Source organism: Stenotrophomonas sp. SMYL89, from assembly GCF_036319985.1.
Taxonomy (GTDB): Bacteria; Pseudomonadota; Gammaproteobacteria; order Xanthomonadales; family Xanthomonadaceae; genus Stenotrophomonas; species Stenotrophomonas maltophilia_Q.
The window spans coordinates 243,962-267,626 of sequence record NZ_JAWIRW010000001.1; the positions used below are offsets into that span (position 1 = coordinate 243,962).

Here is a 23,665-nt window from a genome sequence, read left to right on the forward strand (position 1 = left end):
CATGGGCTCGGCTCTACAGAGAGCGTGACATCGGTTCTCGGTCAGGGCAGCGTGAGGCGGTACACCAGCACGCGGTTGTCGTTGTCGTAGGGGCTGTCGCAGGCCTGGCCCTGCATGCGGCAATGGCGGGCGATGAAGTCGTTGTCGTTGCCGATCAGCAGCAGTACGTCGTTCGGGTGCCGTGGGTCCAGCGCCGGCAGCACGTCCATGGCTTCCCACTTCTCTGACAGCAGTCCGGCATGTGGGCCGCGCTTCGTGTCCAGGTCCAGCCCGGCACGGGCCAGCTGCGGGCGGTCCAGCAGGTTCAGCAGTTCGTCGCTGCGTGCTGGCATGATCTCCGGCTTCAGCGCGGTGTCGGTCGGGTGGGCCAGAACCGAGGCCGTGCCGGTTTCATAAGCACTTTCGGCCAGGTTGGCGGCATCGGCCACATCGACCAGCAGCACCGACTTGTAGACGATCGGGTCGTCGCCGTCCTTGCCCAGCCCGTTTCCGTCGCGCGCCAGCAGCAGGAAGCGATGGCCGTCCAACGCACGCAGCTCGCTCTGCGCGGCGGTGCGGTCCAGCTTGCCCTTGCCGTCGTGTGCATAGGCAGGCAACGCCATCACGTAATGGCCGATCGGCTGCTGTGGCGTTGGCGAGGTTGTCACGTCGTACACCAGCACGCGGGTGTTGATGCGACCGGCCGCATTGCCCTGCGCGCTGTCCTGCAGCGTCGCGCTCTGCAGGGCCATAAACAGGCGGCTGCCGTCGGGCGAGAGGCCCATGCCTTCCACGCCCTGGTTGTTTCGGCGCCCTGTCTGCGGCGGGGCCAGCGAACCGAAGGCGGGCTTGCCTTCGCGCTGCGGACGGATCGCCGGCGGTGCCATGATCACGCCCTGCAGCTGGCCCCGTGCATCGAAGTAATAGACGTTGGCGGTGTACTCATCGCCGATGTAGAAATGGCCATCGGCGGTGAACTGCAGCGATTCGGCATCCAGCGAGACCTTGCCCGCACCGGCGCCGCTGGCGGGCGAGGGCAGCACCACGTCGCGCTGGATGAGGGTGTGGTCACCCGGGTCGGCGCCGGTGAAAGGCTGGCCGTTGAAGTCCTTCAGTACCACGCCCTTGTCCGGCACCATCGTCAGCGTGCCAAGCGCACCGGGCTTGCCCGGGGTAACGTCGATACGCAGCTGCATGCGCTCCACGCGGCCGGCGTAGTCGTAGAACAGGCCGGCTTCGGGATCGTTGCGACCGCGGTCGGGCAGGGTCCACAAAACGCCCTCGTAGCCGTTGGCGGTACGTTTCCAGGTGCCGGGCTGCACCGCCAGCGACGAGAACGAGCCCAGCGTATCGCCGAGAAAGTCCACCGTGCCCGCCGGCAGCCGCCCGGCCGCGACCAGCCCATTGTCCACATAGGTGCGGCCGCCCAGCTGCAGGGTGCGCGGCGGTGTGCCGCTGGCCTCATGCGGGGTGGCGTATCCGCTGGCCGCGAGGGTGGCCAGCAACAAGGCACTAGCAAGCATCAGTGGACTCCGTGCGGTCAATCAGAAGCGAAGGTCGATCGTACCGAACACCTGGCGTGGTGCCGAGGCATGGAACACGTACAGTTTGCCGGCCGGGTCGCTCGGGGCGAACACGCTCGAATCCAGGTTGCTGGCATAGCGCTTGTTGGTCAAGTTGGTCACGTTGAACGACACGCGCATGCCCTTGGCGAAGCCGACCTGGCCGAAGTCATAGCCACCGGCCAGATCGAACACGGTAAAGCCGCCGAAGCCCTGGTCGTTGGTGTAGGTGTAGAAGCGTTCGCCGGTGTACTTGCCGCGCAGGCTGGCGAACCAGCCGTTGTCGCGCCAGGTGATCTCGGTGGCCAGCAGCTGCTTGGGTGTATCGGTCTGGATCTTGCCCTTGATCTGCTGCTCGACGCCGGCCTGCACGTAGTTCGACGCATAGGTCGAGCGGTTCAGCGAGGCCGAGGTGTACCAGCTGAAGTGCTCGTTCGGGGTCCACAGCACGGTCAGCTCGGCACCACGGCTGTCGACGCCGCCCACGTTGTAGAAGCGGTTGCCGCAGGTCGGGCCGACCGGCTGCCGCGAGTCGCAGGGGTTGTACTGCAGCAGGCGGTTGTCGAAGCGCACGCTGTAGGCCGCGACCGAGGCCTGCAGGGTATCGGTGACGAAGCGGTAGCCGGCCTCCAGCGAGCGGGATTCTTCCGGCTTCAGGTTGCCCTGCGCGTTCCAGGTGGCCTGGCTGACTGCCTGCGGGCCCAGCTTGAAGCCGCCCTGGAACATGGCGATGTTCTCGGCGTAGCTGGCGAATACTTCGTGATGCTCGGCCAGGCGGAAGTTGGCGCCGATGCTGGGCAGGAAGTTCTTGCTGGCCTTCAGTGAGCCGGTGGCGAACTGGTTGTTGGAGGTCGGCGAGATCGGCGCCTTCGCGTCGCCGGGCAGGGCCTGCGCATCGGAGGTGGCATGCGGGCTCTTTGCGCCGAACTCCAGGGTCAGGCGATCATCGAGCAGGCGCCAGGTGTCCTTCAGGAAGAACTGGTGGGTCTTCCAGCGCGTGCGCTGGGCGAACACGCCAACGTCGGAGGGCAGGGTGTTCATGCCGCTCAGGTCGCGCGGGCCGTCCACGGCGGTCTGGTAGCGCTCGGCGCTGCTGGTGTTGCGCTCGTACCAGACGCCGCCTTCGATGCGGTGCGCGCCCAGTTCCCAGTCGAACGACAGCGTGCCGCCATCGCGGTCGATGGTGTAGATGGTGTTGCGGAAGATGATCGGAATCTCCTGCGCCGTGCCCTTGTTCGACCAGGCGCCGCTGTTCCAGTTGTGGCCTTCGCCGCGGTCGTCGTGGTGGTAGGCCAGGGCCCGCAGGCTGAAGCCATCGGCCAGGAAGAAATCGCCGGCCAGGTAGTACAGGTTGTCATCGCGCAGGATCTGCCCGGCGGTGAACGCACCGTCGGCATCCTTGTCCGGACCGCTGCTGTCGCACTTCTTCGCATTGAAGCTGGCGGTATTGCAGTAGGCCTTGGCCACGGCCTTGTTCCAGTCCGGCGCGTAACCGCCCCAGTCCCAGCCCAGCCCGCGCGACATCTCGTCCTTGGACAGGTAGAAGTAGTCCGCCTGGGTAGTGCGCGAGGTATCGACGAAGCCGGTGATCTGGCCGCGGCCAAAGTTCCACACGCCCTTGGCGTTGAACTGCTTGGTGGTGGATTTGTTGTAGGCGGTCTGGTCGTTCCACAGATCGGAGACGGCATTCATGCCGGAGATATAGCCGGAGAAACCGTTGTACCCGCCGCTGTCCACACGCACGAAGGTGCGGCGGTTGGCATCGCTGCCGAAGGTCTGCACCACGCGGCCGCCGAGTTCCTGGGCCGGGCGGTCGGAGGTGTACGAGATGGTGCCACCGAGGTTGCTGGTGGATGGCGTGCCGAGGCTGCCGATGCCCACCGCCAGCTCGGCGCCGGCCATGTTCTCGCTGATCAGCGCACGGTTGATGGTCAGGCCGTTGTAGTTGTTGTACGCGCCATCGCCCAGCGGCACGCCATCCAGCGTGTAGCCGAGGCGGGTGGAGTTGAAGCCACGCAGGCTGAGCGTCATCGACTGCTCGTTGGTGCCCAGCGCATCGGCCGACTGCGCGTTGACGCCCGGCAGCAGGTTCAGGGTCTTCTGCAGGCTGGTACCCGGCGGCAGGATGTCGAGGTTCTCGCGGGTGATGCGCTGCACCTGGCGCGCTTCACCGCTGCCGATCACCGAGACCGCATCAAGGGTGGTGGCGGACGTGCCATGGGAGGTCGGGGCAGCATCCTGCGCCCAGGCCGCGGGAGCAAGCGCGATCGACAGCGCGGCGGCCAACAAAGTCTTCGTCATGTTGCAGACACTCAGGCAGGCACGAGCCACCGCGCTGGCGCGGAGCTCATGGAATTGAAAAGGGGAGACAAGCGATGCGACTGCAGGCGCTGCGGGCGCCGTGGGTCAACGTGAAAATGGTGCGCTAGACAGATGACTGTCTGGTGACACCGCTACACGCGTGGCATGCCGACGCATGCACTGGTAGATGCCAACCTTGGTTGGCATGCGCGACGCCGAATGAATGCTGCGCCACCCTGTTGGAAGAGCTCTCGCCCAGATTGCCGTCAGCAGTGTTGTTCGACCAGATCGAGTATGTGGGAGAGAAGCCCGTCGAAGGACACGAATTCGTGATACACGTTGTCGAACGCCACTTTGTCGCGAACCTGGTACAGGCTGGTTCTGAACTCGAAGACATAGCAGTCCATGTCACTCTCTCCGAGCTCTACATAGCCGTCCATGAATCCCTGGTCGCGTGCAAGGAGATTCATTTCCACCAGCGCATGGGCTGTCCCGCCACCGGGATAGGGGCGTGGAATGCTCGAGTAAAGGAAGACTCCCTCTGTTACCAGACCGTCGTGGCTTGAAAGGAAGTCCAGATAAGACTCTGGCAGGGCGGTGCCTAGCGTAGAAAGCGCCAAGCTCTGAAGTGATTCGATGCCAGAACGTCCGAGTGGAGGGCCAAGGTACATCTCGGCCTCATCGAGGTTCGCGCGGAGTTTAAGAAGTCTGGTTCCAGCTGAAGGCTGCATCTACAGAGGTTGGAGCTCGCGGGTGAGGGAGTCAGGCAGCCAGACATTGGCTGGATTCACCATCCGACGTCAATGCAAGGTGGTCCATACAGGCCAAGGTAGCCAATCAATGACGTGGTTGGCACTCGGCGTCGATTGGACAGCAGTGCGGCTGGGAACCGAAAAGCGCCAACCAAGGTTGGCGTCTACCAGGCGCGCGCATCAGGAGCATCGTATACAGGAGCGCGGAACAGGAGTGTCGTATCCAGGGGCGCCGAACGAAGGCGGCGTCAACGCGCGATCAACCCGTATTACGCGGTTTGCGCGTGCGCTTCGGCTTTGCGGTGTCACTGCCGCTGGCGGCGCCATCCTGCAGTGCCTGCAGCCATGACAACGTGTCCACGTAGTCGATGAAGTGGCGCAGGTAGCCAGGGCTGGTCGCCTGCATCGTGTCCAGCATCCGTTGCACCAGCACCGCCGAGTTCAGCGGGCCGCCGTCGGCGGGGGCTTCAGTGCGCAGCGAGCGGCGCACCTGCAGTTCGCTGCGCAGCTCCGACCATTCGCGCTGCACCTGCTGCAGCATCGGCACCTGCGGGTAATGCGGCAGCGAGCGCGACCCCGCATCGAGGTCGCGCACCAGGGCGCGCAGGCCATCCAGCGCTGGCGGCTTACTTGGCATCCGGGGCCTTGGGCTTGGGAATCGGCGCGATCTCCACGCGACGGTTGCGTGCGCGGCCTTCCTCATTGGCATTGGAACTGACCGGCTGCTCGCTGCCGAAGGCGGCGGCGAACACGGCGTCCGCGGGCACGCCGTCGGCAATCAGGGTGCGGGTCACGGTCAGCGAGCGCTGCGCGGAAAGCTCCCAGTTGTCGGCGAAGCGGCGGTTGCCTTCGCGCACCGGCGCGTCATCGGTGAAGCCGCTGACCATCAGGATCTCTTCGCGGCTGCCCAGGTAAGCGGCCAGCGGTGCGGCCAGGCTGCGCAGCAGCTCCTGGCCTTCCGGCTGCAACTGGTCGGAGTTCAGTGCGAACAGCACGCTGCCGCTGATGCCGATGCGGCCATCGACCAGCGTCACCCGGCCAGCAGCCAACGGGCCGGCCAGTGCCTGTTCCAGGGTCTGCAGGCGCTTGGCTTCGGCCTGGCGCTGCTTCACTTCCTGGTCCAGCCGCTGCGACAGCTCCAGCTGCACGGCGACCACGCCGACCAGGATCAGCACGAACGCGCCCAGCAGCACCGACATCAGGTCGCCGAAGGCGGCCCAGATCGGGGCGTGTGAGCCGCCATCGACCTCCAGCTCGTCGCTCATGCGCTGCCGGCCTTGCCGCGGCGCGTGGCCAGCTGCTGCAGTTCTTCCATCACCTGCTTCTGCGACAGCAGGCTGAGGTCGACCACCTCGCGCGCCTGCGCCACGTAGTAAGCCAGCTGCTCATCGCTGCGGGCCAGCGAGGCATCCAGTGCACCACCGATCTGTTCCAGGCGGCCGGAAAGCTCGGTGGCGGCACTGCCGAACTGCGCGACCGCTTCACCGAAGGCGCCGGCGAGCTGGCCGACGTCACCGGCGCTGCCGTTGAGCGCTGCGGCGATGCCGTCCAGCTTCCCGGTCTCGGCGGCGATATGGTCGGTGAAGCGGTTGCCGACGCGTTCCAGCAGCTCGGCCGAGCCGCCGACCAGCGCGTCCACCGCCGTGCGCTGCTCGTGCGAAGCATGGTTGATCGCATCGAGCAGGGTCTGCACGGTGGCCAGCAGGCGGCCGCGTTCTTCCAGCATCGCGTTGTCGCGCACCAGGCTTTCAGAGAGCGTGCTGCGCAGCTCGTTGATGACGTCGGCTGCGGCCTTCGGTGCGGCGGCAGCGGTCTGCAGCAGGGTGGAGACTTCGGCCAGCGTGGCGCTGGCCTGTGCACGACCGTTCTCGCCGATCTGCTGTGCGGTCGCCGCCAGCGTGTCGCAGACCTGCTGCTGCTGCGCAGCCAGGCGTTCGCCGTTGGCCTGCAGGCGCTCGGCCAGGTCGGAGGAAACGTGCTGCAAGGCATCGCTCCAGCGCTGCAGGCGCTGTTCGTCGCCGGCCTGCAGCTGCGCATGCAGCGCGGCGTGGGCTTGCTGCAGTTCGGCGCCGACCGCGTCCCAGCGCGCCTGGCGCTGCTGTTCGCGAGTGTCCAGGCAGGCCTGCAGTTCGGCGTGTGCGGTTGCGGCGGCAGCCTGGGCGGCCTGCCACTGCTGCGAGCGCTGCTGTTCGTGGTCCTGCAGCAACGACTGGTTGGCGTCGTGACGCTGCTCAAGTGCCCGCAGCAATGCCTGCGCATGCTCGTCCAGCTGCTGGCCGGCCGCCAGCAGCGCCTGCTGCTGGCGCTCGACCAGCGCGCTGTTCAGAGCCTGCTGCTGCTCGATGGCGGCGCGCCAGGCCTCGGCGTTGCCGTTGGCATCGACCTGCAGGCGCTCGCCGATGCGCGCGACCAGCGCTTCGGCCTGCGTGCCCTGGCCATCGCTGAAAGCCTGCAGGTGCTGGCGCAGATCGTCCACCAGGGCCTGCTGTGCCTGGCTCTGTTCACTCACCACCTTGGCCCAGCTGGCTTCGGTCGCAACGCGGCTGCGCTCGAAACCGTCGCTCAGGCCAGCCAGCTGCTGCTGCACGGCCTGCTCGACGCGGGCGTGCAGTGCTTCGCTGTGATGGGCCAAGCCAGCCAGCGTGGTCTCGGCCATCGGCTGCAGCGCACCGCCGATGGCGGCGGCGCTGGCTTCGGCGCCTTCGCGCAGCGACTGCTGCAGCGAGACCGCCAAGCGCTCCTGAAGCGCCTGGCTCTGGGTCAGGAACTCGGCCTGGCCGGCCAGCAGGCGCTCGTTGGCGGCCGTGCTGTGCTGTTCAAAGGTCTGTGTCATCGCCTGCAGGCGGTCGACCAGCGCAGGCAGGGCGGCAGACTGTGCCTGCAGCAGGCGCAGCGACTCGGCACGCTGCCAGGCCTGCGAGTACGGATGCAGGTCGCCTGCAATGGCCCGGTCCAGCTGCTGCACGGCCTGCAGGCGGTCGCGGCGCAGCAGGGCGGCCAACAGGCCGAGCATGGCCGAGCTGGCCACACCGGCGATCGAGGTACCGAATGCCACCGCCAGGCCCTGCACCGGCGAGGCCAGCGAGCCGCGGATGGCGGCCATGTCGGTCGCGCTCTGCAGGGCTAGTCCGGTGCCACGCAGCGTGTCCATCATGCCCAGCAGGGTACCGAGCATGCCCAGCAGCACCAGCAGGCCGACCAGATAAGGGGTCAGCACCGGTGCGGGCAGGGCGATGCGCTCGCCTTCCACGCGCAGGCGCACGGCGTTGCGCAGGCCTGCCGGCACGCGCTCCAGCCAGGGGGCGAGGCTTTCCTTCGCGCTGGACAGGTCGTTCAGTGCGGCGCGCAGGCCGTTGCTGGCCTGGCGGTAGCGGTACAGCTCCACGCCACCGGCGATGTAGCAGGCCGCGATGATCGCCGCCACCGCTGCACCCAGCGGATGCACCGAAACGTAGCCAATGCCGATCCAGCACACGGCCAGCAGGCCGACAAGGAAGACAACGACATGGAAAGCAGTTCTGGACATGGTGTTCCGGTCAGTGGGAGCGCAGGGCGTCTTGCAGCCCTTCGATCGGGTGGAAGCGCAGCTGCAGCTCGGCGAGCAGCAGCGTGCGCATGTCATGGCGGAAGGCCGTGCGCCAGCCGGGCTGGCCGTGCACGCGTTCAAATCGGGCGCCGAGCACGGCCGGCGCAGTGGCCAGCAGGCTGTGTTCGCGCGGGGTGAGGGTCTGTTCCATTACCGCGTCGACCTCGGCCAGTCGTGCCAGCTCGGGTGAAACCTGCACCAGCTGGTCGCGCAGGCGGCCGCGCAGGCGCCCGGTGGCAGTCTGGATGGCCTGCTGCAGCACCCGGTAGCGCTGGCGCAGCGAGGCGAAATTGGGGGCGGCGGCGGCTTCGGCCAGGTCCAGCAGGCGCTCGGCCTCGGCATCCTCACTGATCGAGGCGAGCAGGCTGGCGTGCGCCTGGGTGCAGTCGGCCAGTACATCCTCGACCGCTTCGGCGGCTTCACCGGGTTCGGGCAGGCGTCCGCCGAGCGCCCCGGACAGGGCCACGGCACGGCTCCAGTCCACCCACTGGCCGAGGCGATCGGTCAGGGCCGGACTGCTGGCCGGCATCGCGCCGTCGCTGAGACGGGCGAGCAGGCGGAGGAACTCCGGTCCACCCAGGACCGGCTGCGCTGCGTTCGCCATCAAGGGGTGAGGGGCCAAAAACCGTTGATTTTACAACCAGATGACCCGGCCTGGATGAAGGCGGGTCCGGGGGGAGGGCACCCGCAGGCGCGACAGGGCTTAGAATGTCCGGCTGCACCCATCCGTTCGACCCCTGGAGTTCCCCAATGACTGTTGCGCAGTTCTACCCGATCGGCACCCCCGGCCAGCCCTGGGGCGACGCGGAACGCGCACAGTGGCGGGCCCGCCAGCAGCGCCAGCGCAGCTACCACGACGACGTGGTGGCCGCGCTCGAGCGCCTGGACGACAGCTTCGATGTGATCCAGTACGGCCAGCTGGACTATGCGCCGGACCATTACCCGCTGTTCGCCGTGGTCAACCACGACTGGAACCCGGCGCTGCCGACCGCGCTGATCACCGGCGGCGTGCATGGCTACGAGACCAGCGGCGTGCACGGCGCCCTGCAGTTCCTGGAACAGCAGGCCGAGCGTTACCTGGGCCGGCTGAACCTGATCGTGGCGCCGTGCGTCAGCCCGTGGGGCTACGAGCGCATCCAGCGCTGGAACCCGGACGCCATCGACCCCAACCGCAGCTTCCGTGACGGCGGCCAGATCGTGGAAGCCGCCGCCCTGATGGCCTGGGTGGCCGAGCGCAAGCCGAACCTGCTGGTGCACCTGGACCTGCACGAGACCACCGACAGCGACCTGCACGAGTTCGATCCGGCGCGTTGTGCCCGCGACGGCAAGCCGTTCGAGCGCGACACCATCCCGGATGGCTTCTACGTGATCGGCAACAGTGAAGATCCGCAGGCCGAGTTCCAGAAGGCATTGATCACCGCCGTCGCCCCGGTCACCCATATCGCCCCGGCAGACGCCGAGGGCAACCTGGTCGGCCTCCCGCTGCAGTCGCCGGGCGTGGTCTGGGGTGAGTCGCGTTCGATCGGCGCCTGCGCCGGCTTCACCGACGCACGCTTTGCCACCACCACTGAGGTCTACCCGGACAGCCCGCGCACCAGCCCGCAGGAATGCAACGACGCCCAGGTGGCGGCGGTGTGCGCGGGCCTGGATTTCGCCCTGGCGGCGCAGTAACGCGCCACGTTCCGGGCAGCGACCGGCATCAGCCGGCGCCGTTCTTTGGCCGGCGAGGTGGCCATCGATGGCGAAGGCGAGGCGCGGCATCCGGCGAACACATCCAGATCGCGCCGGTACACCGTGCTGTTGACTCCGAACAGGCCCAGCAGCGAGTGGAAGAGGTTGTCGTGGCTGTGCGCCCGGTGCAGGGCATTCTGGTGCAGGCAGGCCAGGTCCAGGCCTGCGTTGCGGCCGAAGTCCGGTGAAAACCACATCACCATCGGCACCTGGGTCTGCTCGCGCGGGGCGATGAAGTAGGGCGTGCCGTGCAGGTACATCCCGCGTTCGCCCAGCGACTCGCCATGGTCGGACACATAGATCAGTGCGACATCACGCTGGTCCGCATAGCCCTGCAGCAGGTCGATGGCCTTGCCCAGCAGGTGGTCGGTGTGGACCAGGGTGTTGTCATAGGTGTTGACCAGCGCCTCGTTGCTGCAATGCTGGATCTGGTTGCTGTCGCAGGTCGGGCTGAAAGCCCGCGACGCTGCGGGATACCGTTCAAAGTAGGTCGGCCCATGACTGCCGAGCTGGTGCAGCACGACCAGGGCGTCACCGTTCATGGCGCCAATGCGTGTTCCGAGCTGATGCAGCAGCACCTCGTCGTAGCAGGTGCCGTCGGCGTTGACGCATTGGCCGGCCACCTTCAGCACGGGCATGTCTTCAGTTGGCACGCGTTCGCACACGCCCTTGCAGCCGCCATTGTTGTTGTTGCGCCAGAGCACGCTGACGCCGGTGCGCTGCAGGATGTCGAGCACGTTTTCCTCGGTTGCTGCGCGTACATCGTCGTACTGGCTGCGGGTCATCTGCGAGAACATGCACGGCACCGAGATCGCCGTTGCGGTTCCGCATGAGGAGACATCATTGAAGCTGATGACGCCTTCCTTGCGCGAGAGCCGGGGATTGGTCGCGCGTGGGTAGCCGTTGAGCTGGAAGTTCTGTGAGCGCGCGGTCTCGCCGACGACCAGGATCACCAGCTTCGGGCGCGGGCCTGGTATTCGCCGTGCGTCCATGCCGATCGCGCGCAGCGGTTGCTGGCGGGTGCTGTAGAGGCTCTTCAGATAACCGTGGGTATGCCGCACCACGTTCAACGGCAGCACCTGGTCGCGGATGTAGCGGTTGTTGCGAAGCAATGACGAATAGTCCTTGTAGAACGCAAAGCCGATCGCCAGCAGCACCATCATGGATACCAGGACGTTGACTGGCCACACCAGCAGCGAACGTATCGAGCCCACCCCGCTGGCGGTGCGCATCAGGACCAGCCCGGTCGCGGGCAGCACGCCCAGCGCCAGCAGGGTCAACAGCAGTGGCAGCGACAGATAGGCGTTCAGCTCGGCCTGGTTGGTCTCGAACACGTTCTGCACCATGCTGCGGTCGATCAGCACGTTGTAGTGAAGCATGAAGTAGCTGCAGGCGGCGCTGATGACAAGGAGCAGCACCAGCAGCGGCCTGCGCACGAACGGCAGCGCCAGCAGCGGCGTCAGCATCAGGTTGAACAGGCAGAACAGCACCAGCGGCAGGCTGGCCAGGAACAACGCACTGCGCAGGCTGTTGAGGTCGATCAGTCCCCACAGCGACTTCCAGAGGGCGATGTTCCCGATCGTGGTGAAGAACAGTGCGGCAGCCCAGACCAGAATGATCGGATGGGGCCGTGGAAAACGGAGGCATTGGCGCACGAGCAGGTTCCGCGGAACAGGAGTGCGCGCAGTATCGAAACGGCCCTATCAGGAAGTTGTCAGCCTTGCCGGGCTAGCCCAGCAGGATGACGCCCCACACCGCGCCCACCATCAACAGTGCGGTGGTCTGCGCGGCGCTGCCCATGTCCTTGGCGTTCTTGGACAGCGGATGCTGTTCCAGCGAGATGCGATCGACCACCGCTTCGATCGCCGAGTTGAGCAGTTCCACCAGCAGGCTGATGAAGCAGACCGCCAGCACCAGCGCCCGTTCGAGCTTGCTGATGTCCAGCGCGAACGCTGCAATGATCAACAGCGCGTGCAGAAGCAGCAGCTGACGAAAGGCAGCTTCGCCGCGGAAGGTGGCGATGAAACCATCGCGCGAATGGATGAGGGTATGGAAGATGCGGCTCAGGCCGGTCTTGCCGTGCGGGTACTTGCCGCTGTCCTTGGGGTGCTGCATGCCGTTTCCGCCGTGAAGTGAGCAATCCCCAGCATGTGCACGCGCGCGTCAGGAAACCGTCAGATGGGCCACTCCAGGCTGAACCGGCAGCCCTGCTGCGAGGAACACACCGTCATCCTCCAACCGAGGTGCTCGACGATGCGCTGCACGATGGACAGCCCCAGTCCCTCGCCACTGTGCGGGCTGCCGGGCACGAAGCGCTGGAACTGCCGTGGATCGATGCTGGAGGGCAGCCCGGGTCCGGTGTCAGCGACGATGAGTGCAGTGTCGTGGAGGGTGATCCGCACTTCGCCGTTTTCGGTGTACTGGCAGGCGTTGCGCAGCAGGTTCCAGATCACGCTGTGCGCCAGATCCGCGTTGGTGTCCAGCTCGGCGTCATGCCGGGCATCAAGCGCAACGATTACCGGCTTTCCGGAAATCCAGGGCCGGCAGCGCTCCATGCAGGATTCGATCAGCGGACGCAGGGCCACCTTGTTGCGCGGCACGGTACTGGGTGCGCGTGAGAGCAGCAGCAGGCAGGTCAGCTGGCGCTGCATCTCCTGGGTGGTGCGCAGGATGCGCTGCGCGCTGGGAACCAGGTGGCTGTCGGCCGGAAGCTGGCAGGCGAGCGTCTCCGCAGCACCGCCGATGATCGCCAGCGGCGTGCGCAGCTCGTGGCTGGCATCGCCGCTGAAGCACTGTTCGCGATGCAGGAACCGTTCGAGCTCGTCACTGTGTCGGGCGAAGGCGCGGGCGAGTACACCGATCTCGTCGCGCGCGTTCTGGTAGGGAAAGGGCTTCTGGCCGTCCTGCACCGCGTCCGCCAATCGCGTGATGGGCGCGATGACGTGCGTCGCTACCTTCCGGCCGATCAGGAAGGCGCCGAGCACGCAGATCGAAATGACCAGTGCCGCAAAGGCATTGATCAGATGTTCCAGATAGGCATAGTGCGCTGCGTCCTGCAGCAGGTAGTAACGTTGGCCGCCACTATCGAACACGCGCAGGTGCCACTCGTTGGGCGCCTGTTCGCCATGGTAACCCAGGCCATACTGGCGCAGCACCACAGGCACGTTGCGGGCATCGTACAGTGCGCTGCCAGACGGCAGGGCGGGGCGTTGGCCACGAGCCAGTTCGTCCTGCAGGCGGTGTACTTCGCTGGCCTGGGTGCGTGCAACGACGACGGCACGGACCTGGTCGTAGTCGACTTGTTCGGCCAGCACGATGAAGCCCATTGCTCCGGCCATCAGCAGCACGAACGAAATCGTGATGCGGGTGCGAAGGGTCAGGCGGCGGTAGAGGCCTGCCGGGGTCACGCCTGCATGCGCCAGCCGACGCTGTGCACCGTAGTGATCAGCGCGCTGTCGAAGCTGCGGTCCACCTGCAGGCGGAGTTCGTGGATGTGGGTCCGCAATGCCCCGCTGTCCGGTGGCTCGTCGCCCCAGACCAGGTATTCCATCTCCTGCTTGCGGACCACTGCGGGCGCCGCGCGAACCAGGCACATCAGCAGCTTGTGCGACGTGGGCGTCAGCGCAATGCAGCGGCCTTGCCGCCAAGCCCGCGGTGATCGGGTATCCACCTGCAGGTCCTTCCAGGCGAGCACGCTCTGGACCTGGCGGCCCTCGGCCCTTCGCACCAGGGCCCTGATCCGTGCATCCAGCTCCTTCAGCGAGAACGGCTTGACCAGGTAGTCGTCCGCACCCATTTCCAGGCCCTGAACGCGGTCTTCGACCGGGTCGCGCGCGGTCAGCATCAGGATCGGAACCGGATTCTGGAACTCCTGGCGCAGCTTCCTGCACAGGGCCATGCCATCCAGACGCGGCAGCATCAGGTCCAGCAGGATGGCGTCGTAATCATTCTGCGTGGCCCGGCGCAGGCCGCTGGCACCGTCGCGGGCATCGTCCAGCACGTAGCCCAGCGGCTCGAAGAAGGCGTACAGATTGGCAACCAGCTCGGGGTTGTCTTCGATGATCAGCAGGCGGGTCATGGCGTGCGTCCTTGCGCGTGGCCGAACTCTGCCCGATCTCTCGCCGGATGCCAATGCCCTGGCTGAATGGATCGCAATCGGCAATCGGCAATCGGCACTCACCGCCCTCAAGCGACGTTCAATCGGCCGGGCTGCGTGAGTCGCGGATCGAATAGATCACCGAAAAGATCTTCCAGCCCTGTTCGGTGCGGATCAGCTGCCACATTTCCTTGCCCCAGTTGGTCTTCACCCCATCGTCGTTGAAGCTGTAGTCGAACGACACCGAGGCCACGTCGCCATCCGTCTCGATCTTGGTGTTGGAGAATGTCTCTTCTTTTGGCTTGGGCGAAGCCACCGCTCCGTCGATCAGCGCGATGAAGTTGTTGGTGGGAATCTGCCGAGCCTTGATCGCATCGGGCTTGGCCTTGCGGATGTCCTGCAGGCGCGCGTCCTCGGAAACATACTGCCAGCCGATGTCTTCCGGCTTGTCCGAGAAGAACAGGCCCATGTAGGTCGGCTTGTCCTTGTTGATCAGCGAGGTGCGGAACGATTCGACCACCTGTTCGATGGCCTTGACGTCGGCGGTGGCGTTCTGTGCGGCATAGGCCGACAGGCACGCCGGAAGCAACAGGGCGAGGGCAGTGAAGCGTGCGCGTGCGTTGGGCATCATGGGTTCCTGAGAAGAGGGGCGGCGGTGCGGGCGCATCACCGTGCGTAGGTTCGCCAGAAGAGCACGCGGTCTTCGGTCCTGTTGATGGCGACGAAGACCGATTTTCCGGATTCAGGTGCGCAGCGAAAGACGCGGTACGACGCACTGAGCGTCGCGTTGCCAGGCCACCAGTGTCGATTGAATGCAACAGGATTACTGTTGTTGAATGTGGTCGCCTGGCAATCCGCAGGAAGCTGCAGTGGTATCGCAGGGGGCTTGGCGAAGGCCAGCGCGCTGGTGTTTGAGTCGAGGTCGTGCACTTCGCGCAGGTCGGTCGCTTCGTGGGGCACCCAATCGGGAATCCATCCCTTGTTCACCATGTCGGCGTCGATGGCCTGCTGCTGGGTGTCGAACGAACTGTCCATCACCAGGCTGCAGGCGCTGAGCATCGTGCAGACTGCCAGTGCAAGAGTGCTTCTCATCCCGTTCCTGGCAACGGCTGTAACGCTCGTGTTCATGCTGGCATGGGCTGCCATTGAGCTATCGGGTCAGCGCGTCGAACAGGCGATTGCGGTCCGCATCGCTCATCGACCAGCCCTGTCCGAGCGGGGCCATGCGAACGGATTCGGTCCGGCCGCAGGCGCGGTACTGCCAGGTCTCCGAGCCATCGGGCTGGGCTTCCACGTCGATGCCCTCCAGGCGCGCGCACTGCAGCCGGGCCAGCGCCATCGGCGCGAAGTGCAGCATGTAGTGCTGTACCCGGTCGGCCGGCATTGCCGTGCCGGCAGGCAGCGGATGGGCCGGGCCGTACTCGGCGAGCAGGCCAACGCAGGTCGCTGCGGCGGACAGGGGATTGCGACCGAAGGCGCGGGAGGCATCCCGCTCCACACTCTTTCCCAGAGTCTTGCCTTCCTTGCTGCTGGCATAGACCTCGGCGGCCTGCAGTTGCGCGGCGTCGAGTGTCGATAGCCAGTGCTGACGGCCCTCCTGCAACTGCAGTTTCAGGCCGGGTAGAGTCTTCTGGCAGCGCACTGCGATCGCCTGTGTCTGCACGAAATCCTGCCCACGATCGCCCGGCGTTGCGGTCGCTGTTGCCGCCGCTGGGGCAACAGCGAGGGCCATGCAGGCGATCACCAGATTCCGTCCCATTCCATTGCGCATCCTGCACCTCATGGCGAGTTTGACGGCGCACGCTAGCACGGATGACGGGCGCCGCAACAGGCCGGTTTGACGTTGAGGAAGGTCTGCGAGGATGATGCGCGGGCGCGCGGCGCAGGAGGGGATCTGTCAATGAGGACACTGATGTGGGGGCTTGCCGGCCTGTTCTTGGCGTACGTGGCCGGTTGCTCGGCGATCTCGGCGTGGCATTCCCACGCGCTTGCCTCGGTCCCGGTCGGGGCGAGCAGGGCCGAGGTACTGCGGGCGCTGGGGCAACCTGACGTGGTGGAGCAGGCCGGTGTTCCCTTTGCGCGCTATGCGAGCAGTGGATGCAGTGGTCGCTGTGCGCAGCGATGGTGGTATGAGAACCGGCTGGGCCTGGATACCGAAGCCTGGTCGGTAGAGCTGGATGCTTCCGATCGCGTGCTCGCAGCGTCGCGCTGGACATCACCGTAGAAGACCGCGACGAGCGCATGCGCATCCACCGTCCTTTCATATTTATCGCAAGCCTGGCCCTGATGGCGTGGTGCACGTTGATGGGCATACTGGTGCTCATCTATGGCTTCGACGGGCAGGGCCTGCGCTGCGGCAGGCTGTGCTCACTGGAGGTCTCCATCCGCCTGCTCTTTGGTGATCGGGGATTCGAAATACTGGTGGCGATGGGGTTATTTGCCACAGCGCTGATGTGCGGGCGTACCGCACTGCGGGAGGGCATGCATGGCGGGCGGCCACGGAGGCAGGCGGGGCGCCGTGGGCGCAAACACCGCCGACCGGGGCGACCCCTGTCGTAAGGTGTCTGCACCGAGGTAAATAGCTCAGTGTGGGACGCTGCAGGTCGCTTCAGCGATGCAGCGCGTCAATGATCAACCCGGTGGCGATCTCCACCAGCAGGTACTCGCTATCGGACTGGCGCACCCAGCGCCGGTCGCGGCCCGGCTCGCGCAGGTCATAGCGCGCGTAGTCGTCCACCCAGTAGCGGCGGTCCACTTCGGCCCAAGGCAGGCGGTCCCCACGACGCCAGGCCTTCTTCTGCCAGCCCGGCGGCGGCGCATCACGGTTGTGCGGGCCGCCTGCATGCGGCGGCGGGCCGTTGCCGCGGGCGTGGTGCGGCGGATCGGCGAAGGCGGGGGCCGCAGCCAACGCGGTAGCGGTGGTCAAGGCGATGGCAAACAAACGTGTGGTCTTCATGGATGTGCCTCCGTCATGGCCGCAGCATGCGGCGCTGTGGTGGGAATATAGGGCGGAGAGCGTGAATGAATACGGGTGTGCGCGGCACTTTCCTGAACACACGGCGTGACGTGCAGTCGCCGCCCCGGAACGGATCAACGGGCTCCGTCCGGGGCCGGACCCAATGCGCCCCAACCGCCGCCCAGTGACAGGAACAGATCCATCTGGCGATCGACCCGGTCCGCGCGCGATGCGGCCAATGCGGACTCCGCATCTGCCAGTGCGGCCTGAGCCGAAAGCACATCGAGAAAATCGATCCTGCCGAAACGGTAGAGCTGCTGCGCCTGCCCCGCGGCCCGCGCTGCGTCCCCACGCGCCTGCGCCAGGCTGCGCTCGCGTTCAAGCTCCTGCGTGCAGGCAGAAAGCGCAGTCTCGGTCTGGCGCAGTGCCTGCAGCACCGCGCCGTCAAAGGAAGCAAGAGCGGCATCTGCATTGGCACCGGCCGCTGCGATGCGGGCCTTGGCCATGCGGCGGTTGGGCCAGTGCCATGACAGCACGGGACCGATGTTCGCACCAAAGCTGTTGGCCGACAGTAGATGCGCCGGCGTGCCAGCCACGCCCGAAGAGGCGCCCAGGGTGACCCGCGGATAAAGGTCTGCGGTCTCCACGCCGATCATCGCCGTGGCCGCCGCAAGGCTACGTTCCGCAGCACGTATGTCGGGGCGCCGCTGGAGCAGCTGCCAGCCGTCACCGATCGGCAGCGCCTGCTGCAGCTCAGGGGGCTGGGGGCAGGTTTCCGCCTCCCTGGGATAGTCTGCCGGGACCCTGCCCATCAGGGCGGCCAGTTCGAACAGTGCGGCCTGGCGTTCCGCCAGCAGGTGCGGTATCCCCGCCGCGCTCCGGTTGACTGCGGCTCCGGCACGGCTGACATCGAAGTCCGTTCCGCGCCCGCCCGCAGCCAAGCGACGGGTTGCCTCCAGCGTGGCGCGCTGTATCGCCAGCACCTGCCGGGTCGCAGCGAGCGTGTGATTGCTTGTGCAGATCTGGAGATAGGCACGGGTGACGGCAGCAGCGACGACCACGCGGACCTGGTCCCGTGCCGCAGCGACGGCCTCCGCGTCCGCATTGGCGGCTTCGATGCCGCGGCGGATGCCGCCTGCTAGATCCAGCGGATAGGAGAGGTGAAGGCCCAGCGCATAGGATTGCGGTGCAGCCGACGCCTGGGTGTAACCACCGGCATGGGTGAGCGCGCCCGATGCATCCACGTCGGCCTGCACGGAACTGCGCGCGCGGTACTCGGCCACGGTTGCGCTGGCGCGCCGAAGGTTGGCATCGGCGGCGCGCAGGTCGGTATTGGCCGCCAGTGCTTCGCGTACGTAGGCGTCAAGCTGGGGGTCGCCATACAGTTGCCACCATCGATCCGGTGGCGCGTCGCGGCTGAACGGTGCTTCCTGGCCCGAGACGAACGCCCGCGCCGCCTGGGGGGAGGCCGCGAACGCATTCGCAGGCAGGTGATAGTCGGGGCCGGATACGCAGGCCGTCATGGGGAGCAGCAGGGCAAGCAGCCCACCGCGTAGTGTTCGCACGCTCACTTGCAGGCTCCCGGCGCCGAGGGCGTGATGGTCACACTCGCAGTGCGACCCACGATCAGGCGGGTATCCGACGGCGCATCATCGATGCGGATGCGTACCGGGATGCGCTGTGCCAGCCTGACCCAGGTATAGGTTGGCGCCACGGCCGGCAGCAGATTGTGCGTGCTTGAGCGCTGATCGTCGGCAATGCCGGCGGCGATGGTGTCCACGTGTCCGCGGACGTCGCGGGTGTCGCCCATCAGCTGGGCCACGGCGGCATCGCCCTCGGTGATGCAGCCCAGTTTGGTTTCCTCGAAGTAGCCCTCGATGCGCAGGCTGCGGGTGTCGATCAACGCCAGCGCCTGCGCGCCCGGTTGCAGGTAGTCGCCCGCATGCAGGTCCAGGTTGGTGACGATGCCATCGGTGGTCGCGCGCACCTCGGTGCGTTGCACGTTGAGCTGGGCGACGCGCTGTTCGGCCCGTGCCTGCGCCAGGGTGGCCAGCTCGGTATCGACCTTGGCGGCATTGCGTTCGCGCGTTTCCGACGCGACCAGGTTGCCCAGTGCGTTGTCCCGCGTCGATTCGCGACGGGCCAGCGCCAGCGTGGCATGTGCGCTGCTGACCGCTGCGTCGGCCTTCTCAAGCGCGGCAGCGAAGCGTGGCTGATCCAGCACCAGCAGCAACTCTCCGGCGCTGACCCGCTGGTTGTCGTGCACCAGCACCCGGGTCACCAGTCCCCCCATGTCCGACGCAACGCGAACCACATCGGCGCGCACCCGCCCATCCCGCGTCCAAGGGCGCATTTCGTAACGATTCCAGAGGGAGAGCGCGGCAGTCGCGGCAAGCGCACACACGGCCAGTGTTGCGCTCCAGCGGCCGATGACAGCAAGCAGGTGTTTCATTTCATTTCTCGAGCAGGGGCGAGAGCCGGACCATCAGCTCCGCCAGGATCACGAACAGGGACAGGCCCACCAAGGGCCGCGCGGCGAACAACCGGTACAGGCCGAGGCTGGCGAGCAGACGTGAGGTCAGCATCGACAGCGCCAAGGCGGCAGCGGCCACGGCGAGCAGGCCGGGAATGAGCACGCCATCAATGGAAAGATCAGAAGGCATGAGGTCAGTGCCGATGGGTAAGCGGGGAAACGAGCAGATCGCGGCGCAATCCACAGAGCAGGTGCGACAGATGCTCCTGCTCAGCCCCGCTGCTGGCCGCCGCTGTCTCGCGCATGCGGTCCAGCAGTTCCAGAAGATGGGTGTCGACACTGCGTGCCGCGTGGGCGCGGATCCTGAAATGTGCGGCGACGTGTTCGATCAGCGCCGCATGAAACGCTTGCGTGCGTGGATCGTGCAGACGCGTGTCCAGTGCGCGGAGCTGGTTGGATGCATGTGCCGCGCGAACGTCCGCAAACAACGCCCGCAGGTCGTGTGCTGCGCTGGCACGGCCCTGCAACCTGGGAGCGAGCAGCCCGATTCGATCCAGCATCCGGCTGAGCCAGGCGCGGGTCACATCACCTTGTCCGGCGGCGTGTCGTGCGATGTCCCGGCGGATCGAGCGCTCCAGCCGTGCGCGGTTGCGGCCCGCATCGGCGGTCTGGAAAAGCTGCATGCTGCACAGTGCTACCGTCGTACCCACGAACAACGCAACGCTGTTGTTGAGCGCGCCGACGATGTTAACCGTGCTGGTCGCACCGAGGCCCGCGATGAGCGGGAAGGTCAGTACCACGCCCAGGGCGGCCATGATGAACGGTGGCCGGGCAAGGAACGATCCGCACAGCAGCAGCACCGGCGCGAGCGCGGCAATCAGGCCGGTGATATCGGACAACGCGGGGAAGATCAGCAGACCGTAGAGCAGGCCGACGGCCACGCCGATGCACGATCCCACCAGGTAGCGCATGACATGCGGTGCCGGCGCTTCGATCGTGCCGAACAGCACGCACGCCGTGCCGATGATGGACACCGCCGTGGCGCCCTCCGACCAGCCGGTAGCGATCCATAGAACGCAGCTCAGCAGGATGCCGACGAACGCGCCCAGCGCGCTACGCAGGGCAAGCCGATGATCCCGGTGAAGTACCGCACCCTGCGCATGTCGCACAAGGCGAGCAGGTACATGCCGGCGCCAGTCGGAGCGGGCAGTGCGCAGTTGTGCCTGCAGCACGCGGCAGTCGGCGTGGGCGAGGTCGAGCTCGGTCTGTTGCGCGGCGAGGCCGGCCTGCAGGAGATTGCGCCACCCGGTTGAATCCATCTGCGGTGAACGCAGCCGGTCGATGGAATCTTCCACCGCGCTGGACAGCATCAGGACGTCCAGCATCCGGTCATGCAGGGCACGCAGGATCTGCACCTGCGCCACGCCGTGGGCGCTGTCGAAGGGCAGGTGGATCGACAGCACATGCAGCTCGAGCAGGTCGGCGGCCACTTTCGAGCGGTCCGTCGCCAGCACCGTGTCCGATGCACCGGCCCGCATGTCGCGTGTCCATCGTTCCGCATCATCCAGCACAGCGGCAACCCGCGCGTGCACGCGCATCGAGACCCGGCGCGGCAGCACCAACCCGTGGACCAGCGTTGCGGCCAGGATGCCGATGGCGATTTCCTGCACCCGCGTGATGGCGATGGTGAACACGTCTCCCGGCACCATCACCGCAGGAAACCCAATCAGGCTGGTGGTATAGCCGGCCAGCAGGAACGCATACGCACGCGGCGTGCGGTCGAGCATCGCCAGGTACAGGCACAGCGCCATCCACGCCGCGAGCGCGGCGCTCAGCACCAGGGGGGCATTGGCAAATCGTGGCACCAGTGCGACGGTGGCGAAGGCCCCGCCCACGGTGCCGAGCAGACGGAACAGGCCGCGGCTGAGTGTCGCCCCGGAAAGGGGCTGCGACACCAGATAGACCGTGCCGATCACCCAGAACGGGCGATTCAGGCCGATCCTTAGAGAGACATACAGCCCCAGCGACGCGGCGAGCAGGCATTTGAGCGAGAACAGCACTGCTTCCTGGTCGGTCCTGAGGGCAGGGCTTTTCAATCGGGCAAATGCCTGGAGCACGTGGGGGCGGAACGGGGTGGGGTAGGGCATGCGGCTCATGCTAGTGATCGGCCGCCATGGCGAATTTTGCTACAATGACAATCAATCGCTGAAACCGGTCAATGTGAGAATGGCTCGCATTTTGCTCCCCGGCTTTGACCTCGACCCGGACGAGACCGATCGCCCGGCGGTCGCCAGCCGCCTGCAGGTGGCCGAGCACGACGCGGAAATTCCCGTGCATGAGCACCGCAAGGGTCAACTGATTCTTGCGCTGCATGGGGCGGTGACCTGCGAAGTGGCCAATGCGTTGTGGATCGTGCCGCCCCAGTGTGGCGTCTGGATTCCGGGTGGCATGCCGCACAGCAACCGCGCCACCGCCAACGCGCGCCTGTGCTACCTGTTCGTCGAGCCCGGCATCGTCGATCTGCCCATGCAATGCGTGACGCTGGCGATCTCCCCGATGCTGCGCGAGATGATCCTGCATCTGGCCGACGCGCCGCTGGACTATCCGCATGGCAGCCACACCGACCGGCTGGCGCGGGTGTTGCTGGACGAGCTGGTACAGATGCCGGCCGAGCATCTGTCGTTGCCGGTCAGCCATCACCCGAAGGTGCGTGCATTGGCTGCGGCATTGTCGGCTGATCCGGCAGACCGCAGCACCATCAGCCAGTGGGCCGTGCGCCTGGCCCTGGGCGAGCGCACGTTGACCCGGCTCATCGAACGGGAAACGGGATTGTCCTTCGGGCGCTGGCGGCAGCAGCTGCACCTGCTCATCGCCATTCGTGAACTTGCCGCGGGTGCACCGGTACAACGCGTTTCCGAGACGCTGGGCTATGAGTCGGTGACGGCCTTCATCACGATGTTCAAGAAAGCGCTTGGCCTTTCCCCGGCGCGGTACTTTGCCGTGCGGCTGCGCGGGCAGTAGCGGGGAACAACGGGGGAAGCCGTTGCCTGGAACGTGCGCGATATCCAGGGCCGCATCAGCCAGATCGGCCTGACCCGGCCCGGCCAAGCCCGCCAGATCGTCGTGAACAACGTGACCTATGCGGCCTTCGGACCGGCGACCGGTTGGACTTATGGCAACGGCCGCCAGTTGCAGCGCCCGCTGGACCTCGACTATTGCCCGCAGGCGGTGCACGACCCGGCGGCAGGCGGCCTGTCGCTGGGCTACGGCTATGACCCGGTCGGCTCGGTCACCGAGCTGAAGAACGGCACGGGCTCGACGGTGCTGGCCAAGTACGCCTACGACACGCTGGGTCGCCTGACCCAGACTCAGGACGGCGCGACCGGCACGCCGATCGAAACCTATGCCTACGACGCCACGGGCAATCGGACCGCGCTGACCACCTCGGCAGGCACCGCCAGCTACACCTATCCCGCAACCAGCCACCGGCTGACCGCCGTGGATGGCGAAGCGCGCACCCAGGACGCGGTGGGCAACACCACCAGCATCGGCAGCAAGACGTTCATCTACAACGATGCGAACCGCATGAACGCGGTGAGGCAGGGTGATGCCGTGCTGGAAAGCTACGGTTACAACCATCGCGGCGAGCGCGTGCTGCGTACTCCAGCCGGTGGCGAAGCTCAGATCACGCTGTACGATGAGGCCGGACAGTGGCTGGGCAGTTATTCCGCCACGGGCGAGGCCCAGCAGCAGGCCATCTGGCTGGACAACTACCCGGTGGCACTGATCAATGTGCCAAGCACTGGTGTGCCGGAGCTGGCCTACGTCCAGTCGGATCACCTAGGTACGCCGCGCGTGGTGTTCGATCGGGTACGGAATGTCTCGATCTGGGAGTGGAGCAACAAGAGCGAGGTATTCGGCACCCAGATTCCGAGTGCCGATCCGGATGGCGATGGTGTGGCGTTCGAACTGGCGTTGCGCTTCCCGGGCCAGCAGGCCACGGATGCGAGCGGGTTGTTCTACAACCATAGTGGTTCGATCAAAACATCAAGGGCGACTCCAGCGCTGACTCCGCTGCGGATCAGCTGGCAAACCGCCTCGGACGATCATCTGGACAAATGAGCCGTACGCGAAGTTGCTCGCAGATGTGCGGGAGCTATCGACCCGGTGGAAACTTCCCTTACTGATGACTCGGATGCCTCAGATGTACGCTCCCCAGCTGCTCCCAA

The 23,665-nt window shown here is 66.3% G+C and carries 22 protein-coding genes and 1 pseudogene; 4 read left to right on the forward strand and 19 right to left on the reverse strand.

The genetic code is table 11. The features are described from left to right. Positions 1–41: 41 nt before the first annotated feature. From V3B41_RS01150 to V3B41_RS01180, 7 genes are all read right to left on the reverse strand, one after another. Entirely contained in the window at positions 42–1,502 is a 1,461-nt protein-coding gene (locus V3B41_RS01150) for an esterase-like activity of phytase family protein (protein ID WP_329859697.1), read from the reverse strand. A 21-nt stretch (positions 1,503–1,523) separates the two neighbouring features. After that, positions 1,524–3,842, reverse strand: coding sequence for a TonB-dependent receptor (locus V3B41_RS01155; protein ID WP_329859699.1), 2,319 nt, complete (start codon positions 3,840–3,842; stop codon positions 1,524–1,526). A 266-nt stretch (positions 3,843–4,108) separates the two neighbouring features. Further along, a complete protein-coding gene (locus V3B41_RS01160; protein ID WP_219632098.1) occupies positions 4,109–4,573 on the reverse strand; it encodes a YrhA family protein in 465 nt (154 codons plus the stop codon). 280 nt (positions 4,574–4,853) lie between these two features. Further along, positions 4,854–5,231: a DUF2894 domain-containing protein gene (locus V3B41_RS01165; protein WP_049428469.1), complete on the reverse strand. Its 378-nt coding sequence runs from the start codon at positions 5,229–5,231 to the stop codon at positions 4,854–4,856. Next, complete coding sequence (locus tag V3B41_RS01170) at positions 5,221–5,859, reverse strand: OmpA family protein (RefSeq protein ID WP_005409939.1); 639 nt, start codon at positions 5,857–5,859, stop codon at positions 5,221–5,223. The genes V3B41_RS01165 and V3B41_RS01170 overlap by 11 nt, the downstream gene beginning before the upstream one ends. Then, complete coding sequence (locus V3B41_RS01175; RefSeq protein ID WP_197650722.1) at positions 5,856–8,120, reverse strand: DUF802 domain-containing protein; 2,265 nt, start codon at positions 8,118–8,120, stop codon at positions 5,856–5,858. The genes V3B41_RS01170 and V3B41_RS01175 overlap by 4 nt, the downstream gene beginning before the upstream one ends. A 10-nt stretch (positions 8,121–8,130) precedes the next feature. After that, on the reverse strand, positions 8,131–8,784 hold the full coding sequence (locus tag V3B41_RS01180; RefSeq protein ID WP_049428010.1) for a DUF3348 family protein: 654 nt from the start codon (positions 8,782–8,784) through the stop codon (positions 8,131–8,133). Positions 8,785–8,930: 146 nt separating this feature from the next. On the opposite strand from V3B41_RS01180, the gene V3B41_RS01185 reads away from it, so the two are divergent. Further along, complete coding sequence (locus V3B41_RS01185; RefSeq protein ID WP_049428008.1) at positions 8,931–9,851, forward strand: M14 family metallocarboxypeptidase; 921 nt, start codon at positions 8,931–8,933, stop codon at positions 9,849–9,851. Here the strand turns inward: V3B41_RS01185 and V3B41_RS01190 are convergent. The 7 genes from V3B41_RS01190 to V3B41_RS01220 all read right to left on the reverse strand — a co-directional run bounded on the left by V3B41_RS01190 (position 9,755) and on the right by V3B41_RS01220 (position 15,751). Further along, positions 9,755–11,566: a phosphoethanolamine--lipid A transferase gene (locus V3B41_RS01190; protein ID WP_329859705.1), complete on the reverse strand. Its 1,812-nt coding sequence runs from the start codon at positions 11,564–11,566 to the stop codon at positions 9,755–9,757. The genes V3B41_RS01185 and V3B41_RS01190 overlap by 97 nt on opposite strands. Positions 11,567–11,639: 73 nt before the next feature. Then, positions 11,640–12,026, reverse strand: a complete 387-nt coding sequence (locus V3B41_RS01195) for a diacylglycerol kinase (RefSeq protein ID WP_049428003.1) — start codon at positions 12,024–12,026, stop codon at positions 11,640–11,642. 59 nt (positions 12,027–12,085) lie between these two features. Then, entirely contained in the window at positions 12,086–13,318 is a 1,233-nt protein-coding gene (locus tag V3B41_RS01200) for a HAMP domain-containing sensor histidine kinase (RefSeq protein WP_197650719.1), read from the reverse strand. Further along, the gene (locus tag V3B41_RS01205) at positions 13,315–13,989 is read right to left on the reverse strand and encodes a response regulator transcription factor (protein ID WP_329859709.1); all 675 of its coding nucleotides are present in this window, start codon (positions 13,987–13,989) and stop codon (positions 13,315–13,317) included. The genes V3B41_RS01200 and V3B41_RS01205 overlap by 4 nt, the downstream gene beginning before the upstream one ends. A 118-nt stretch (positions 13,990–14,107) precedes the next feature. Continuing rightward, positions 14,108–14,638, reverse strand: coding sequence for a nuclear transport factor 2 family protein (locus V3B41_RS01210; protein WP_197633114.1), 531 nt, complete (start codon positions 14,636–14,638; stop codon positions 14,108–14,110). A gap of 35 nt (positions 14,639–14,673) precedes the next feature. After that, entirely contained in the window at positions 14,674–15,042 is a 369-nt protein-coding gene (locus tag V3B41_RS01215; RefSeq protein ID WP_329859712.1) for a hypothetical protein, read from the reverse strand. 115 nt (positions 15,043–15,157) lie between these two features. Next, complete coding sequence (locus tag V3B41_RS01220) at positions 15,158–15,751, reverse strand: hypothetical protein (protein ID WP_238378697.1); 594 nt, start codon at positions 15,749–15,751, stop codon at positions 15,158–15,160. Between the two features lie 156 nt (positions 15,752–15,907). Between V3B41_RS01220 and V3B41_RS01225 the strand changes: the two genes are divergently transcribed. Beyond that, positions 15,908–16,231 (forward strand): hypothetical protein, encoded by a 324-nt coding sequence (locus tag V3B41_RS01225; protein WP_197633115.1) that lies wholly within the window; start codon positions 15,908–15,910, stop codon positions 16,229–16,231. Positions 16,232–16,615: 384 nt separating this feature from the next. On the opposite strand, the gene V3B41_RS01230 is transcribed toward V3B41_RS01225, so the two are convergent. From V3B41_RS01230 to V3B41_RS01250, 5 genes are all read right to left on the reverse strand, one after another. Continuing rightward, a complete protein-coding gene (locus tag V3B41_RS01230; RefSeq protein WP_049426764.1) occupies positions 16,616–16,963 on the reverse strand; it encodes an RcnB family protein in 348 nt (115 codons plus the stop codon). A 134-nt stretch (positions 16,964–17,097) separates the two neighbouring features. Beyond that, on the reverse strand, positions 17,098–18,534 hold the full coding sequence (locus tag V3B41_RS01235; RefSeq protein ID WP_329859716.1) for an efflux transporter outer membrane subunit: 1,437 nt from the start codon (positions 18,532–18,534) through the stop codon (positions 17,098–17,100). Next, positions 18,531–19,415, reverse strand: coding sequence for a biotin/lipoyl-binding protein (locus V3B41_RS01240; RefSeq protein ID WP_197633118.1), 885 nt, complete (start codon positions 19,413–19,415; stop codon positions 18,531–18,533). Before V3B41_RS01240 ends, V3B41_RS01235 begins: the two co-directional genes overlap by 4 nt. Before the next feature lies 1 nt (position 19,416). Continuing rightward, complete coding sequence (locus tag V3B41_RS01245) at positions 19,417–19,626, reverse strand: DUF1656 domain-containing protein (protein WP_197633119.1); 210 nt, start codon at positions 19,624–19,626, stop codon at positions 19,417–19,419. 4 nt (positions 19,627–19,630) lie between these two features. Further along, positions 19,631–21,592, reverse strand: coding sequence for an FUSC family protein (locus tag V3B41_RS01250; RefSeq protein ID WP_329859719.1), 1,962 nt, complete (start codon positions 21,590–21,592; stop codon positions 19,631–19,633). A 70-nt stretch (positions 21,593–21,662) separates the two neighbouring features. Between V3B41_RS01250 and V3B41_RS01255 the strand changes: the two genes are divergently transcribed. Continuing rightward, positions 21,663–22,457 (forward strand): helix-turn-helix domain-containing protein, encoded by a 795-nt coding sequence (locus tag V3B41_RS01255; RefSeq protein WP_197633120.1) that lies wholly within the window; start codon positions 21,663–21,665, stop codon positions 22,455–22,457. Positions 22,458–22,490: 33 nt separating this feature from the next. Further along, positions 22,491–23,465 (forward strand): annotated as a pseudogene (locus V3B41_RS01260) (RHS repeat protein); the annotation flags it as partial. Positions 23,466–23,665: the final 200 nt, after the last annotated feature.

Bases quoted from the DNA above. Each gene is read 5' to 3' on its own strand.
- V3B41_RS01150 (WP_329859697.1), bottom strand. From the start codon at position 1,502: ATGCTTGCTAGTGCCTTGTTGCTGGCCACCCTCGCGGCCAGCGGATAC.
- V3B41_RS01155 (WP_329859699.1), bottom strand. From the start codon at position 3,842: ATGACGAAGACTTTGTTGGCCGCCGCGCTGTCGATCGCGCTTGCTCCC.
- V3B41_RS01160 (WP_219632098.1), bottom strand. From the start codon at position 4,573: ATGCAGCCTTCAGCTGGAACCAGACTTCTTAAACTCCGCGCGAACCTC.
- V3B41_RS01165 (WP_049428469.1), bottom strand. From the start codon at position 5,231: ATGCCAAGTAAGCCGCCAGCGCTGGATGGCCTGCGCGCCCTGGTGCGC.
- V3B41_RS01170 (WP_005409939.1), bottom strand. From the start codon at position 5,859: ATGAGCGACGAGCTGGAGGTCGATGGCGGCTCACACGCCCCGATCTGG.
- V3B41_RS01175 (WP_197650722.1), bottom strand. From the start codon at position 8,120: ATGTCCAGAACTGCTTTCCATGTCGTTGTCTTCCTTGTCGGCCTGCTG.
- V3B41_RS01180 (WP_049428010.1), bottom strand. From the start codon at position 8,784: ATGGCGAACGCAGCGCAGCCGGTCCTGGGTGGACCGGAGTTCCTCCGC.
- V3B41_RS01185 (WP_049428008.1), top strand. From the start codon at position 8,931: ATGACTGTTGCGCAGTTCTACCCGATCGGCACCCCCGGCCAGCCCTGG.
- V3B41_RS01195 (WP_049428003.1), bottom strand. From the start codon at position 12,026: ATGCAGCACCCCAAGGACAGCGGCAAGTACCCGCACGGCAAGACCGGC.
- V3B41_RS01205 (WP_329859709.1), bottom strand. From the start codon at position 13,989: ATGACCCGCCTGCTGATCATCGAAGACAACCCCGAGCTGGTTGCCAAT.
- V3B41_RS01210 (WP_197633114.1), bottom strand. From the start codon at position 14,638: ATGATGCCCAACGCACGCGCACGCTTCACTGCCCTCGCCCTGTTGCTT.
- V3B41_RS01215 (WP_329859712.1), bottom strand. From the start codon at position 15,042: ATGGACAGTTCGTTCGACACCCAGCAGCAGGCCATCGACGCCGACATG.
- V3B41_RS01225 (WP_197633115.1), top strand. From the start codon at position 15,908: ATGAGGACACTGATGTGGGGGCTTGCCGGCCTGTTCTTGGCGTACGTG.
- V3B41_RS01230 (WP_049426764.1), bottom strand. From the start codon at position 16,963: ATGAAGACCACACGTTTGTTTGCCATCGCCTTGACCACCGCTACCGCG.
- V3B41_RS01240 (WP_197633118.1), bottom strand. From the start codon at position 19,415: ATGAAACACCTGCTTGCTGTCATCGGCCGCTGGAGCGCAACACTGGCC.
- V3B41_RS01245 (WP_197633119.1), bottom strand. From the start codon at position 19,626: ATGCCTTCTGATCTTTCCATTGATGGCGTGCTCATTCCCGGCCTGCTC.
- V3B41_RS01250 (WP_329859719.1), bottom strand. From the start codon at position 21,592: ATGAGCCGCATGCCCTACCCCACCCCGTTCCGCCCCCACGTGCTCCAG.
- V3B41_RS01255 (WP_197633120.1), top strand. From the start codon at position 21,663: ATGGCTCGCATTTTGCTCCCCGGCTTTGACCTCGACCCGGACGAGACC.